We start from the raw sequence: 13158 nt of genomic DNA, 5'->3' as shown, positions 1-13158 counted from the left end.
CAAGCGACAAGGGGAGTTTGCCCCACCCTCAACTCCACCAACCAGAACAACACTTAACTGCGACAACCTACTAGTCTCGGCGGTGTGACCGGACTCGACGCCCAAACCCTCGACGCCTTCACCCGCGCACGCTACGTCAGCGTCACCACCTACCGCCGGGACGGCACGCCCGTCGCCACTCCGGTCTGGCACGCGACGGCAGACGGGCGGCTGTATGTCTCCACGGCGGCAGCCTCTTGGAAAGTGCGGCGGCTGCGCCTGGACCCTGCGGTGCAGGTGGCGGTCTGCGACCTGCGCGGGCGGATCGCGCCTGGCGCGGCGCAGGCCGCGGGGCACGGCAGGACGCTGGATGCGGCGGGCACGGCGCGGGTCCAGGCCCTGCTGGCCCGCAAATACCGGATGGCCCGCTTGGGGAACTGGTTCTCGCAGTTGACGGGCCGTTGGCGTCGCCATCCGGTCGTCGGGTTGGAGATCACATTCCCGTAGCGGCGGTGAGCTGTACGGGGATGGCAGCGATCAGATGGCGTTCCGCACCGGTGACGGACTCGGCTTCGGCTGGCTGGGCGCTCTGCTCCAGGTCCCTCGCCGCCCATGCGGCCCGCCGCCGCATTGCGGTGCGTGCCCTGCTGGATCTCGTGCACATGTCGGAGTACCTGCGAGCCGCCGGCCATGCCTTCCACCGGTCCGGGACCACGGCGGCCGAAGAACGGGTGGCCGGGCATCCGACCACGATCCGGTTCGGCCAGGCCACTACCGATAAGCTCGTGACCTGGGCAGAGAGGCACCTCAACCTGACGACCAAGACCGTCGCCCGGCCGAAGGACACCTCCGATTCGTCGTCCTGCCCCACCCCTGGATCGTAGAACGGCCCCTGGCCTGGATGATGCACGCGCGCAGGCACACCCGCGACTACGAACGGCCTATCCAGCATTCGGACACCGCCATCACCTGGGCGGCCGTCACCTTGATGACCGTCGCATCGATGTCGGCGCCGGCCGACATCGACAGACCGAACTCCACGGTGATCTCCTGCGGACCCCGCACCGGCTCACTGAAGGTGTCCACCCCTTGCCGGGCCATGGGCCGGAGCTCGGACAGCATCTCTCCCATGGACCGGGCCGCCCCGGCCACGACCTGCCCAGGCCGCGCCACCTTGACCAGTCCATCGCCCGGCTTCTCCTGGACCTCGGCCTTGACGACCTGAGCCGCCCCGTCCCCGCCCTCGTCGTGCGGCAACTCCCTCACCTAGGCCATCGCGCTTCCCCGTCACATCCGTTCGCTCCGCCCCTTGTTCCACGTAAGGCGCAGCCTCATCAACCGCTCCATCGTCGCTGGTCACAGGGCAGCCATGGCTAGGCCGGCATCTCTCGCTCCTCGGCGAGAATGCTTGGGCCGGCGGTGCCCTCGTGGTGGTCGGGGTAGCTGGTGGCGTTCACGAATCCGGTCTTTCTCGGGCGTTGGCCCCAGGCGGCGCCCATGTGGGGGTGTCTCCGTACGGAGACACCCCCACGGATCTCAGGGCTCACTCACCCCGCGACGAGCGCGAGCTTCGGTTCCTTCTCCAGGCGGGCCGCGATGCGGTCACGCATCCCGGGCATGGGGAAGCCCCTCGGGTCGATCTTGTCCTTGGACCATTCGAGGTGGCCGATGACGCTGCGTGCGGTCCAGCCGTGGGCACGGCAGATCGCGGCGCTGACGCGTTCGATCGCTTCGAGTTGTGCCGCGGGCCAGGGGTCGTCGCCGTCGCCGCGGTTGACGCATTCGAAGCCGTAGAAGCAGGCGTTGCCGTCCACGCCGTCGTCGTTGCCGCGGGTCGGCTTCGGCGGGCGGGTGCCGTAGTCCTCGGCCTTCACGCGCTCAAGGACCTCGGAATCGCCCCCGCCGGCATGGTTGGCGCGCCCGTGGCCGACGAGGTGGACGGTGCCGTCCTTGGCGATGACGCCGTGACACAGCGGGCCCGGCAGTGAGCTGGAGCCGTCCCGGCAGATGGCCACGGACTTCTGGGTGCCCGAGGTCACGGTGTGGTGGATCACCACACCGTGGACGGGGCCCCAGGGGCCCTTGTGGTTACGGTTGTGCGTGCGCCAGTCGCCGACCTCCACGACCTGTACGCCTTCGGCGCGCAGGGCGGCGAGGAACTTCGCTGCGGACAGGGGTGTCGCCATGAAAACCTCCTGGTGGGGTGTGCGGTGAGTGCCGTGGGTGGCCCGTGCTCACCAGGAGGGCCTGCGGTCGTTGCCGTACCCTCCGCCGCGGGGACGGTCCTCGAAGTGCAGGTGCGGACCGGTCACGTTGCCGGTCGTCCCGACCTTGCCGAGCCCCTCGCCCGCCTTCACCTCGTCACCCTTGGAGACGGTGCGCTGGGACAGGTGGCAGTAGATGTAGTCCCTGCCGTTGTCCGCGCGCAGGCAGATCCATTTCCCGTAGGGGCCGCCGTCGTCGTTCGACCAGGCGATGGTGCCCGCCCGTACCGCCACCACGTGGGTGCCGGTGGGTGCCGCGAAGTCGTCCCCGGTGTGGTAGCCGGTGGAGTAGTTCGAGTTGCGGACGCCGTATTCGTACGTGACCTTGTGGCCGGGCACGGGTGAGGCCACCTGGCCCGAGCGGTGGCCCCCGTCCTTCAGACCGAGCCGGGCGAACGTCTCCCCGCCCGGCAGTCCGTCCGCCCCGCTGCCCGACCAGCCCTGCGCTCGCTGGAACTTGGCGCAGGCGCTCTTCGTCTCGTCGCCGTACTTGCCGGTGGCGCCGGACGGGATCTTGTAGCCGGCGGCGATGAGGGCCTTCTGGAACTTCTTCACGCACGGCTCGGTCGAGCCGTACCGCACGTGATCGAACTCGATCGTGCTCATGAACTTCTCCCCGTTGATGTCAGTCGCCCGGTCTCAGGCGACTGATGTCATCTTCTGGGCAGCGAGCGCGGACTTGTTGACACCGAGTCCGCGGTTGTTTGACGATCCGTCCCCGTCTCCTGGAGCAGGGCACGGCGGCGGTAGTCGCGGGGCGACATGCCGTAGGCAGAGCGGAACGCACGCGTGAAGACCGAATGGTGCTCGAAGCCCGCGCGCACGGCGACGAGATGGACCGGGACATCGCTCCGGGCGGGGTCGGCGAGCTGCTCGCGGGCACGCTCCAGACGCAGGTGGCGGATCCAGCCGGACACGGTGGTCTCGCGGTCCTGGAACAGCCGGTGGAGATGGCTGGTCGAGATGTGGTGCGCGGCGGCGATGGCGGTCGGCGTCAGGTCGGGGTCGTGCAGGTGGTCGCGGATGAACGCCTGGATGCGCAGGGTCAGGGTCCGCCGCCGGGATTCGGCGGGCAGGCAGTCCATGGCGTCGAGCCGGTTCGCGAACACGGTCGCGAGCAGGTCGAGCAGGACCGTCTCCAGCCGGGGCGCGTCGGCGACGGTGTACGAACGCGGGTTGTCCGCAAGGGTGGTGAGGAAGGCCGTCAGCAGGGCCCCGACGCCCTCCTGCCCCGTCAGCCGGTGACCGATCACCCGGTCGAGATCGTCCGAGGACAGGGGCAGGCGCGCTCGGGGCACGTCTACGCTCACTGCGTCCACGACTTCCCCCTGCGGGCCCATGAGGATCTCGTAGGGGCGGGAGGAGTCGTTGGTGCGCAGCTCGTACGGGCCGTACAGGGCGTCCGGGCCGCCCATGCGGAAACCCACGGTGCCCTTGGTGATCAGGGAGAGGTGGACCATCTCCGGATCGGAGCGGCCGATGAGCCGCGGTGTCCGCCTAACGGCCTGGGGCGACCAGACCGAAGGCCACACGAGCGCGCTCCCCAGCTGGACGACGCGCTGCTGCGTGCGGAAGTCGGAGTCGGGACGGCAGACCAGGTCCACGGGCGCGTGAATCTGGGACAACTTCTCCCGCCACGCGTCGACCCGGTCGGCCACCGGCAGGTCCTCGGTCTTGAACACTGTTTCGATCACCGCTTCTGCCCCCGTCAAAGCGTGGATGAACACCCGGCCCAGGCCGGCCCGGGACACCCCCAGCATGCCGAGGGGCAAAGAAGCAGTAAAGCGTGTTGAACCGTTCGATGCCGAGCGGGAGTCACGGACGGTGACGATGTTTGCGCCCTCGTGGTCGGCGACGAGCCGTCCGGTGCGGTCGAGGGCAAGGAGGTTCGCTGCGATCGGGCACCCAGTGCGGCTCGCGGCGCGGCACGTCGGCGAGGACGCGGGCGCCGGCCTTGCGCGCGTGGCGCAGCTGTATCGGGAGCCGTCCGCCAGGCAGCCGGTCGTGTACTTGCCGTCGCGTGTGAGGAGTTGCTGGGAGACGTCGAGGAGCCAGTTGCCGGGGCGCAGTTGGACGAACCCGATCATCGACTCGTCGTGTCGGACGTAGTTGAGCCGGCCGTCGGCCTCGACGAGCCAGGGGCTGCTCTTGGCCAGCGAGGAGGTCGAGGGCGAGCAGTCTGCGCTTCTCGCCTTGACCGAAGTCGCGGAACCGCCTGGAGACAGGTACCAGAAGCGTCCGGTTGTCGGGGGTCGGCCGCATTCTGAACTCAAGGCCCTTCGGCGCAGGGGGTTCCCGACGAGTGTGCCGTGCGGGCCGCTGTCCAGATTCCATCGGCCGATGTGTTTGCGAACGTGCGCGACGATCACCGGGCCGTCGAGGGACATCGCGGGGGCGACGGTGTCGCTCCAGTTCTCCCCGATGCCGCGGGGCGTCGAGGAGAAGGTGCCAGGGGCCGGTCGGGCGTTTCGCGTCGGGGCGCACCTCGAACCACACGGCCTTGCCGTCGTACTGGACGTAGGCGGCGTGTCCCCGGTCGGCGATCAAAGCGCACGGCGGCGACGGCAGCGCCCGCTACCTGCATCCGCTGTGCCTGGAGGAGAACGGCTACGGCGAGGGGTGGCACCAGGAAAACCGCAGCACCCCGGTCATGGACGACGCGCGGGTCACCGCACGGGGCACCGCCGCGCGCCGCGGCAGCCTGGAATCCCGGGCGGTGCTGTACGGCCAGCAAACACGACCACCACCCCGTACGCCTGCACACCTCTGACGTAGTAACGGTCCGCGTCCACTGAACCGGCAACGACGGGGCACGGCACCTTCCCGGACTTGGGCTTCCGCAGGCTTCGAGGCGTTGATCCGGCGCCCGCCGTCGCTGATGCACTCCCTGGTCAGGCGGCTACAGCTGCAACAGACAGGTCCCACAGTCGCTCTGCGGCCCGCGGGTCGAGCGCATAGGCGGCGACGCCCGCCGGTTCGATGTTCGTCGCGAGTTCCTCGGGGTCGATGACCGGGGCCTCGTTGCTGTTCTGGAAGTAGCGCCCGGTGACGCCGTCCACGAGTGGTGAGGCCGCCACGAGGACCGAGGTGGCCGCGCCCTGGGCGGCAGAGCGCCACGGATAGGTGTCGTAGACCTGTCTCGCGTCGTCCGACATGTCCTCGCCGAAGGCGTACTGCTGCAGGGGCGTACGGATGCCGCCCGGCATCAGGGCATTGGCGGTGATGCCGTCGGCCGCCCAACGGCGGCCCGCCTCCACGGCGAAGAGCACGATCGCTGTCTTGGACTGGCCGTACGCCTCAAGCGGCACGTAGGACCGGTTCGCGTAGTTGATGTCGTCGAAGACGACGGGCGAGTACAGGTGGGCGGTGGAACTGAGCGCGGCGATCCGTCCGCCCTCGGCGGCCAGCGCGTCGTGCAGCCCGGTCGCCAGGGCGAAGTGACCGAGGTGATTGGTGGCGAACTGGGCCTCGAAGCCGTTGATCAGCTGGAGTTCGGGCAGAGCCATGATGCCCGCGTTGTTGATCAGCATGTGCAACGGGCCCTGCCAGTTCTCGGCGAAGGCGCGTACCGAATCCAGGTCCGTGAGCTCCAGCGGCGCGACCCGTACGCCCTTGTTGCCGGTGTCCGTGGCGATCTCTGCCGCTACGTGAGCACCCTTCGCCGTGTTCCGTACCGCGAGGGTCACCTCGGCACCGGCCCGTGCCAGCGCTTTCGCGGTCTCGACGCCGACGCCGGAGGAGGCGCCGGTGACCACGGCCCGGCGGTCGGTCAGGTCCACGCCGCGCAGAACCTCGTCGGCGGTGGTGTCGCGGTTGAAGGGGGTGGCGGAAAGAGCCATGTCCATTCTGTCCTTGCGTTGACGAGGGCTCGACATTTCGATTCGAGTCGACCCGTATGGAAATGTAACTCCGGCACGGCACCGAGGCAAGGCGGACCCTGCGGCCTGGCCATCGACGTAGACTCGCCCGGTGACCGAGCCCAGCATCCACCCCGCGACCAGCGAGAACTCCCGACCCACCCCGGGCCGCAAGCGCAGCCAGGCATCCCGGCGCGCCATCCTGGCAGCCACGCGCGAGCTGCTCGCCGAGGCGGGCTACGAGAAGCTGTCCATCGGTTCGATCGCGGGGCGGGCCGGCGTGGGAAAGGACACGATCTACCGCTGGTGGCGCTCGAAGGGCATGGTCGTGGCGGACGCGGTACTGGACACGGATGCCGACCAGTCCCAGATGCAGCCCTTCCATCTGGTCGCACCGCCGGACACCGGCTCGGTGGACGATGACGTACGGGCCTGGGCGCGCGCCCTCGCCCGTGATTTCACCGAGCCGGTGAGGGCCGGCCGGATCCGGGCCGTCACCTCCGCGGCGATCGAGGACCCGGCCACCGCCGAGCAACTCTACGAACGCTTCACCCAGGTACAGCGCCGGGGCCTGATCGACCGGCTCCACGCCGCAGCCGAGGCGGGTCAGACACGTCCGGACGCCGACTACGGCGCGGTCGCGGACGCGATCATCGGCACGTTCACGTACTGGCTGACCGCCCACCGCGCCGATCTGAGCACCGAGTCGATGGAACCGCTGCTCGACGTACTGCTACGCGGCCTGCGGGCGGAGGCGGCCGACGACCGGTAGCGACGGCGCTCGTCCGTGCTCAGACAGTCGTCCACCCGCCATCGCTGGGCAGGATGACTCCGTTGATGTTCGGGGCGTCACCGGACAGCAGCCACAGTATCGGGTGGGCGATCACACCGGGCTCGACCGAGGGCGTTGCAGCGGCGATCGCCGGCGCCGTCGCCTCCTGCGCGTACGACGAGCGAAAGGCGGTGTCCATGCCGGTATTGACTCCCCCCGGTGCGACGGCGTTGGCCCGGATGCCCTTCTTCCCGTAGTAGAAAGCGACGGACCTCACGAAGCCGTTGAGTGCGTGCTTGGAGGTGGTGTACGCGGCGCCGGCGAGCGAGGCACGCAAGCTCGCCTCGGAGGAGACATACACGAGTGAGCCCGAGCCGCGCTCCAGCATCTGCGGCAGGACGGCTCGGGTCAGACGCATGGGCACCGTGACGTTGAGGTCGATCACCCGCTGCCACGTCCGGTCGTCCATCTCAAGCGGTGGCAGCCAGCCGTCGGAGATCCCGGCGACGTTCGCCACACCGTCGATCCGGCCCTCACCAGCGGCTACCGCCGCGTCGATGACGGACTGGTCCGTGAGGTCACCGGGGACGGCGACGACACTCCCGCCCCCTGCCGCCTCGTGGGCAAGGGAGTTCAGGTTCTCGGCGGAGAGATCGACGGCGATGACCCGGGCTCCTTCCGCGACAAGCCGCTCAGCGGTGGCACGGCCGATCCCGGCACCCGCACCAGTGACGATCACGGTGCGGCCGGAAAAGCGTGAGGTGGTGTTGTGCATGACGGTGTCTCTTCTGCGTGAGGTGTTGCCCGCCCGCCGGGAAGCGGACGGGTGAGGATGGAAGGTCAGTAGGTTGAGGGGTCGAGGCGACCCGAGGAGATCGCGGCCTCGGCACCGCCGTCCACCAGCAGGTCGGTTCCGGTGACGAAGGAGGCATTCGCCCCGAGCAGGAACTCTGCGGCGGACGCGATCGCCTCAGCGGCAGCGAGTCGCCTGACCGCGGAGGACTCGATCAGTCCCCGCACCGATCCCCGGTCGCCGGCTGCGAGTTCGGCACGGCCCATGGGTGTCGAGATGACGCCCCGGGCTGGTCGAGTTGAGTCGAGCACCGCCATCGCCCATGCCCCCGCCGCCACAGCCCGGACCCTCAGGTGCGCGGCCGATGGCGCGCCCCGCTCCTCCGTCGCCGGCAACGACGCTGACCTGGGTATCCATGGTGACTCCTGTGCATTGGCCGGGGCAGTACGACCATCCTCGGATTTCGATTCGGGTCGACCCGTTTCGGAATGTATACCTGTGCACCTGCGGAGGCAAGGACACCAGGGATCCTCCGGGCCTCCTGCCCCGACCCACCGCTGCCCCTCGTTGCACCGTTCGGCGCCCACGCTCGCGAGGTGGTTCAGCCCGCGGTCGCCGCAACTACCGGCGGCAGCGGGCGCCCGAGGAGATCGTGGGCGTCGTCCGGCCTCCGCCGGCGAGCGGGTCGTCGGCCGGTCCCACACATGCGGCTGCCGCCTCTGCTCGCCGGATGAGGTACCACCGGGAGGTCAGCCCGTGACCGCCTGCACTCCGCGCGGCAACGGGGCACGTCCCTGGACCTCCAGAAACGCCTTGACGTTGGCGCTCTCACCACGACGACGCGTCCAGAACAGGGCGTTCCCTTCGGACAGGTTCACGGTCCTGCCTCGGTACGCGGCCGTCAACTCCTGCCGGACCGACGGAAGATACGTCGAGCTGACGCTCGGGTAGCTGCCGATGTTCACCTGGGCGACGAGAAGGTGTCGAGCGTGGTGCGCGCGGCATCGACGCCGCTCTGCGGCTCCAGCAGGGCCGTCATCGCGTGCCCGCGGAACAGCTCACCGCCCGGGTCAGGCATAGGGGACGGGCTCTGCGGTCGAAGAGCGTCACCCCTGGGGCGTGGTCCACGGCGACGGCGCGGGTGAGGCCGACGAGACCGGCCGGCGGGCCAGCATGCTGCGTACGGCCATCGGTGTGCTGTTGCCCGGATCCCGATGTGGCCCGCGACCACGCCGGTCCGCAGTATCAGAGCCGCGTCCGGGCGCCGTTGGCAGAAGCCGGTGGACATGAAGGGTGGGCTGTGACCGTTCGTGGGCCGAGCACCGGCAGACGGGGCTCGGCCCACGGTGGCCGCGATCATGGTGGACCGGGGCCGGGGCGGGCGGTGGAGCGGGCTCAGGCCCCCTTGAGCAGCTCAGCCAGTTGTGTGGTGTCGATGAGGTGGGCTCGTGACGGGAACACCTTGTCGACCAGGACGCGGTGGACCTCGGGGTCGGTGTCGGCGATGCCGTCGGTCAGGATGTAGACGCGGTAGTCGCGGTCGGCGGCGTCGATGAGGGTGGACAGGACGACGCCGCTGGTGCTGACGCCGGAGAGGATCAGGGTGTCGATCCCCCGGTCCCGCAGCTGCTCGTGGAGGTCCGTGGTCGAGCCGGCACCGAAGCGGATCTTACGGACGACGATGTCGCCGTCGGCCGGGGCGATCCGGCCGTCGATCCGAGTCATGTCGTCCTCGTGGTGCAGCATCTTTGCCGCGGCGACGCCGCTGAAGGTCTTGTTGGTGGCGGGCACGGACGCCCAATCGTCTTCGGTGAAGGCGACGCGGACGTAACCGATGGTGCCGCCCGCGGCACGGATGTCGGCGATCGCGCCGGTGACGCGCCCGATGAGCGCGTCGGCCTCCGGGATGCTCGCGATGATCCCGTTCTGGAAGTCCATCGCCAGCAGCGCGGTACGCCGGGGGGCGAACTCGGGGAGGGCGGGGGTGGTCATGCGTGGTTCTCCTTGCGTGGCGTCATCGCCGTGCAGGCGATGTCGGTCGGGGTGTCGGGTGGTCCGGAACGTCGTCCGTCGCACCGTGCTTGTGCCGGCCCATCAGCCGGCGGTCGAGGGCGGTCAGCAGGAGCACGGCCGTGCCCGCCAGGACCAGGACGAGACCGAGGGAGTGCAGCCCCTGGTCGCTCGCGCCGTCGCGGAAGACGATGCCGCCGATGACGGACGAGGTGATGGTGCCGAGGTAGCCGAAGGTCCGGAACAGACCGGAGGCGGTGCCGATCTGGTCGGGCGGCGCCGCGAGATAGAGGGCGGTCTGATTGCCAACCGTGGTCGCGGCGGAGGTGACGCCGAAGACCAGGGAGACCAGGACGATCACGATCGCCGGGCTGGCCGAGGTGAGCAGCATGATCCCTGCTGAGCCGACCAGCATGCTCAGGGCGGCGGCGAGCAGGGGCCCGCGCACCAGATTGCGGCGGGCCAGCGGGTGCGACAGGAGCGCGGAGACGGCGCCCATCGGCAGCAGCAGGAGGCCCGCCTGCACCTCGGAGAAGCCGTGCGCGGCTTCCATCCACTGCGTCATGCCGTACATCACGGAGTAGACGCCGAGGAGGGTGAGGGCCTGCCGGAGGTAGGTGCGGGCGAGGGCGCCATTGGCGGCAAGACCGCGGAAGTCGAAGAAGGGCGCACTCCTGCGCAGCTCCCACCGGACGGTCGGCGCGGCGGCCACGACGAAGACTGCGAACGCGATCCACGCGGGGGCCGGCAGGCCCATCAGGAAGACGACAAGCGCGGTCATGGAGGTGGCGAAGCCGAGGATGCCGAGGAGGTCGATCCGGTCGGCGACGGCGCGGAAGCTGCGGTCGGCCCGGTCGAGCGGCGGGTCCTTGGGGAGCCAGCGCAAGGCCATCACGAGGGCCACCGCGGTGACCGGGAGATTGACGAGGAAGGCCAGGCGCCATCCTGCGGCGCCCACGAGCAGCCCGCCGATCGGCGGGCCGACGGCGGCGGTGGCCATGCCGGCGATGGCGAGGCCGCCGAGAACTCCGCCCGGCGGGGCGTCCATAGCGGCGTCCTCGGCGCGGCGCCGGATCATGACCATGGCGCACGGGAACGCCGCCGAGGTGCCGATGCCAATCAGTACGCGGGCGACAGTCAGCATCGCGAGGTTCTGGCCGAAGCCGCCGATGGCGCCGCCGAGCAGGACGAGGACGATGCCGGACAGGAAGATCCGTCGCGGGCCGAGCGCTTCTGCCAGTTTGCCCGCGGTGGGTTGGGCGACAGCGCTGGCCAGGTACAGCGAGGAGACCAGTACGGCGGTGCTGCCGATCGAGACGTGCAGGTCGGCGGCGATGGGGACCATGGCGGTCGCGACGATGGAGCTGTTGATCGGGTTGAGGGCCGAGCCCACGTACAGCGGCGTGGTGAACGGCCAGGCGAACGGCTTGCGGCGCGGATCGCGGGTCGCGGTGTCGGCCCGTGCGGGGGCCGTACTCATCGGGCGCCGCCGCTCCTGCCGCCGTCACCGGTGGGTTCCTGATCCAGGTCGGCCGAGGCCAGGCGCTCCAGCAGTTCGATGGCCTTGTCCAGGTCTTCGCGTTCATCGGGGGCGACGAGCCGGTCGACGGCCCGCGTCAGAAACTCGGCACGGCCCGCGAGCAGCTTGTCCACCAGATCGGTCGCGGACGGATTGGGGCTCATCAGCTTCTTGCGGCCGTCCGCGGGGTCGGGCTCGCTGCTCACGAGTCCGGCGGCCTTGAGCACCGCGAGGCTCTGCGCGATGGACTGAGCGCTGACGTGCTCCAGGACGGCGAGCCGGGCGGCGGTGACGGGTCCTTCCCGTACCACGGTCGCCAGGACGGAGAGCTGTGTGGTCGTCAGGCCTATCGCGTGCTGCCCCGATTCCGCGCGCAGGCGGGCACGTAGGCGTTTGATCGCGTCATTGAGGCGCTGCGCTGCCGCAGCGGAGGACTGCGGCGGGCGGTCTGCGTTCATGATGCAACGATAAAACTCCACAAGTAACTTGTCAAAGTTGCTTGTGAAGCCGTCGCCGGGCGATCTGGCCGGGAAGGTCGCCCAGGCGCTGCGCAACACCTCCGTCGGGCTGGCGGCGCGGGCGCGTCGTTCGCAGACGTGCTGCGCCCGGCGTTCTACGTGTCCCGGTGGAGCCCGGAGAAGGTCGGCGATTCCATGGCCGGTGCGGAGGCCGTCGCCGCCGAGATCGGGCTCCGGCTTCCCATGCCGCCGGCTTCACTCATCGGTGTCAAATACCTCTTCGAGCCGGATGTGCTCGTGGCGGTCGAAGGGTGTCCACAGCTGAACGGCCGTGAGGTCCTGCCCAACCGGAACCTGGGAGCGGCTCAGAGGCTGCCGGGGCGGACCAGGCCCGTCCTCTTCACCCCGGTCAGGATGGGAGTGACCTCAAGCGTGGTGATGTGTTCGAGGCCGCCGATGGTGTCGCTCAGGAAGTGGTAGAGCGCGTCGAGGTCGGCTGCCGCGACGGCTACGAGGAGGTTGGCGGGGCCGGTGGTCGCCGTGGTGAAGCGGACCTGCGGGTGGCGGCTGAGCCGTTGTCCGGCCTCCTCCAGCCCACCGGGTGCGACGGTGAGCCACAGAAGTGCCTCGGCGCGGACGCCGAGCCGGGCGAGATCGACTTCGGTCGCGAGTCTGAGAACCTGCCCGCCGACGAGTGTCTCCAGACGTCGGCGGGCGGTGAGGGCGGTGGTGTCGGCGCGGCGCGCGAGGTCGGTGTAGGGGGCTCGCCCGTCCTCAATCAGTGCGGTGATCAGCTGGTGGTCGACAGGCTGGAGGGCAGGGCGGCTGAGTCGTGCGGGCGGGTCCGGCCGCAGGCTGGTCAGTTCGGTCTCCGTCAGCAGGCCGCCGCTCCAGTCGAAGGCGGCCGGGAAGACCCGTAGCAGGACGTGCGAGGTCCAGGACTGGACCGCGGGGGTGGCGGGCAGGTCGCGCAGCAGGAGGTTGTTGCGGGCGTCCGGTCCGTCCAGGTGCAGGATGGTGCAGATCTCGTCGCCGCCGCCGAGGACGTCGACCCAGATGGTGTCGGGACGGCGGGCGAGGGTGGCGGCGATGGCGCTGATCCGGTTGGGCCGGCAGCGGATGCGCAGGGCCAGCGGAATCAACTCGGGGAAGTGCACGGGGTTGCGTACGGCGGTGGCGCGCAGCGTGCCGTCGCCGAACAGGGGTGCCACACGGCGTACGACGGTGCGCTCCGAGAGGCCCAGAGCACGGCCGACCGTGCGCCAGGAGGCGCGCGGAGCGGCCAGCATCGCGGCGGCGATCCGGCTGTCCGGTTCATTCAACTGATGGCGCACTTTCTCCACGATTCAAGATCGTATGTCGTTCTTCCTCGATCTGGCTGGTCATATCTGGCTCAGATTTTCTCTCCGGCCTAGTAGGGCTTTGTTAGGTCTTGTGGTGGGGTTCGGGTGTGGGCGCGGGTTGGCCGCATATCGAGCAGGCGCCGGTCCAGGTGGCCAGGATCTT

13 protein-coding genes and 3 pseudogenes are annotated in these 13158 nt (G+C 69.7%); 4 read left to right on the top strand and 12 right to left on the bottom strand.

Annotated features, from left to right (window positions below; translation table 11 throughout):
* Window positions 1-84: 84 nt before the first annotated feature.
* Together ACFY2B_RS43715 and ACFY2B_RS43710 are read left to right on the top strand one after the other, a co-directional pair.
* Window positions 85-486: a PPOX class F420-dependent oxidoreductase gene (locus tag ACFY2B_RS43715; protein WP_390768639.1), complete on the top strand. Its 402-nt coding sequence runs from the start codon at window positions 85-87 to the stop codon at window positions 484-486.
* Window positions 487-752: 266 nt separating this feature from the next.
* A pseudogene (locus tag ACFY2B_RS43710) lies at window positions 753-973 on the top strand (IS5/IS1182 family transposase); the annotation flags it as partial.
* Here ACFY2B_RS43710 and ACFY2B_RS43705 read toward each other — a convergent pair.
* The 5 genes and pseudogenes from ACFY2B_RS43705 to ACFY2B_RS43685 form a co-directional block, all read right to left on the bottom strand.
* The gene (locus tag ACFY2B_RS43705; protein WP_390768656.1) at window positions 910-1152 is read right to left on the bottom strand and encodes a CU044_2847 family protein; all 243 of its coding nucleotides are present in this window, start codon (window positions 1150-1152) and stop codon (window positions 910-912) included. The pseudogene ACFY2B_RS43710 and the gene ACFY2B_RS43705 sit on opposite strands and share 64 nt — an antisense overlap.
* A 398-nt stretch (window positions 1153-1550) precedes the next feature.
* Window positions 1551-2165 (bottom strand): annotated as a pseudogene (locus ACFY2B_RS43700) (N-acetylmuramoyl-L-alanine amidase); the annotation flags it as partial.
* Window positions 2166-2213: 48 nt separating this feature from the next.
* On the bottom strand, window positions 2214-2849 hold the full coding sequence (locus tag ACFY2B_RS43695) for a peptidoglycan DD-metalloendopeptidase family protein (RefSeq protein ID WP_390768638.1): 636 nt from the start codon (window positions 2847-2849) through the stop codon (window positions 2214-2216).
* 47 nt (window positions 2850-2896) lie between these two features.
* A complete protein-coding gene (locus ACFY2B_RS43690) occupies window positions 2897-4330 on the bottom strand; it encodes a helix-turn-helix domain-containing protein (RefSeq protein WP_390768637.1) in 1434 nt (477 codons plus the stop codon).
* An 804-nt stretch (window positions 4331-5134) separates the two neighbouring features.
* Entirely contained in the window at window positions 5135-6082 is a 948-nt protein-coding gene (locus ACFY2B_RS43685; protein ID WP_390768636.1) for an SDR family NAD(P)-dependent oxidoreductase, read from the bottom strand.
* Between the two features lie 130 nt (window positions 6083-6212).
* On the opposite strand from ACFY2B_RS43685, the gene ACFY2B_RS43680 reads away from it, so the two are divergent.
* The gene (locus tag ACFY2B_RS43680) at window positions 6213-6872 is read left to right on the top strand and encodes a TetR/AcrR family transcriptional regulator (protein ID WP_390768635.1); all 660 of its coding nucleotides are present in this window, start codon (window positions 6213-6215) and stop codon (window positions 6870-6872) included.
* 19 nt (window positions 6873-6891) lie between these two features.
* Here the strand turns inward: ACFY2B_RS43680 and ACFY2B_RS43675 are convergent, their stop codons facing one another.
* From ACFY2B_RS43675 to ACFY2B_RS43650, 6 genes are all read right to left on the bottom strand, one after another.
* Window positions 6892-7647, bottom strand: a complete 756-nt coding sequence (locus tag ACFY2B_RS43675) for an SDR family NAD(P)-dependent oxidoreductase (RefSeq protein ID WP_390768634.1) — start codon at window positions 7645-7647, stop codon at window positions 6892-6894.
* Between the two features lie 65 nt (window positions 7648-7712).
* Complete coding sequence (locus ACFY2B_RS43670) at window positions 7713-7931, bottom strand: SDR family oxidoreductase (protein ID WP_390768633.1); 219 nt, start codon at window positions 7929-7931, stop codon at window positions 7713-7715.
* Window positions 7932-8414: 483 nt separating this feature from the next.
* Complete coding sequence (locus ACFY2B_RS43665) at window positions 8415-8630, bottom strand: hypothetical protein (protein ID WP_390768632.1); 216 nt, start codon at window positions 8628-8630, stop codon at window positions 8415-8417.
* Window positions 8631-9060: 430 nt separating this feature from the next.
* A complete protein-coding gene (locus ACFY2B_RS43660; RefSeq protein WP_390768631.1) occupies window positions 9061-9657 on the bottom strand; it encodes a cysteine hydrolase family protein in 597 nt (198 codons plus the stop codon).
* A 22-nt stretch (window positions 9658-9679) separates the two neighbouring features.
* Window positions 9680-11155, bottom strand: coding sequence for an MFS transporter (locus ACFY2B_RS43655; protein WP_390768630.1), 1476 nt, complete (start codon window positions 11153-11155; stop codon window positions 9680-9682).
* Window positions 11152-11652, bottom strand: a complete 501-nt coding sequence (locus ACFY2B_RS43650) for a MarR family winged helix-turn-helix transcriptional regulator (RefSeq protein WP_390768629.1) — start codon at window positions 11650-11652, stop codon at window positions 11152-11154. The genes ACFY2B_RS43655 and ACFY2B_RS43650 overlap by 4 nt, the downstream gene beginning before the upstream one ends.
* 52 nt (window positions 11653-11704) lie before the next feature.
* Between ACFY2B_RS43650 and ACFY2B_RS43645 the strand changes: the two are divergent.
* A pseudogene (locus tag ACFY2B_RS43645) lies at window positions 11705-11979 on the top strand (RidA family protein); the annotation flags it as partial.
* A 38-nt stretch (window positions 11980-12017) separates the two neighbouring features.
* Here ACFY2B_RS43645 and ACFY2B_RS43640 read toward each other — a convergent pair.
* Window positions 12018-12995, bottom strand: coding sequence for an Lrp/AsnC family transcriptional regulator (locus ACFY2B_RS43640; RefSeq protein WP_390768628.1), 978 nt, complete (start codon window positions 12993-12995; stop codon window positions 12018-12020).
* Between the last annotated feature and the right edge of the window lie 163 nt (window positions 12996-13158).

Origin of the sequence: Streptomyces sp. NPDC001270 (assembly GCF_042896695.1) — a bacterium.
Taxonomy (GTDB): domain Bacteria; phylum Actinomycetota; class Actinomycetes; order Streptomycetales; family Streptomycetaceae; genus Streptomyces.
Note: the sequence above shows the minus strand (reverse complement) of the source record. Positions and strands in the feature narration are given on the sequence as shown.

Excerpts from the sequence above, each read along its gene's own strand:
- ACFY2B_RS43690 (WP_390768637.1), bottom strand. The coding sequence starts at position 4,330 with ATGATCGGGTTCGTCCAACTGCGCCCCGGCAACTGGCTCCTCGACGTC.
- ACFY2B_RS43650 (WP_390768629.1), bottom strand. The coding sequence starts at position 11,652 with ATGAACGCAGACCGCCCGCCGCAGTCCTCCGCTGCGGCAGCGCAGCGC.
- ACFY2B_RS43655 (WP_390768630.1), bottom strand. The coding sequence starts at position 11,155 with ATGAGTACGGCCCCCGCACGGGCCGACACCGCGACCCGCGATCCGCGC.
- ACFY2B_RS43685 (WP_390768636.1), bottom strand. The coding sequence starts at position 6,082 with ATGGCTCTTTCCGCCACCCCCTTCAACCGCGACACCACCGCCGACGAG.
- ACFY2B_RS43670 (WP_390768633.1), bottom strand. The coding sequence starts at position 7,931 with ATGGGCCGTGCCGAACTCGCAGCCGGCGACCGGGGATCGGTGCGGGGA.
- ACFY2B_RS43660 (WP_390768631.1), bottom strand. The coding sequence starts at position 9,657 with ATGACCACCCCCGCCCTCCCCGAGTTCGCCCCCCGGCGTACCGCGCTG.
- ACFY2B_RS43675 (WP_390768634.1), bottom strand. The coding sequence starts at position 7,647 with ATGCACAACACCACCTCACGCTTTTCCGGCCGCACCGTGATCGTCACT.
- ACFY2B_RS43695 (WP_390768638.1), bottom strand. The coding sequence starts at position 2,849 with ATGAGCACGATCGAGTTCGATCACGTGCGGTACGGCTCGACCGAGCCG.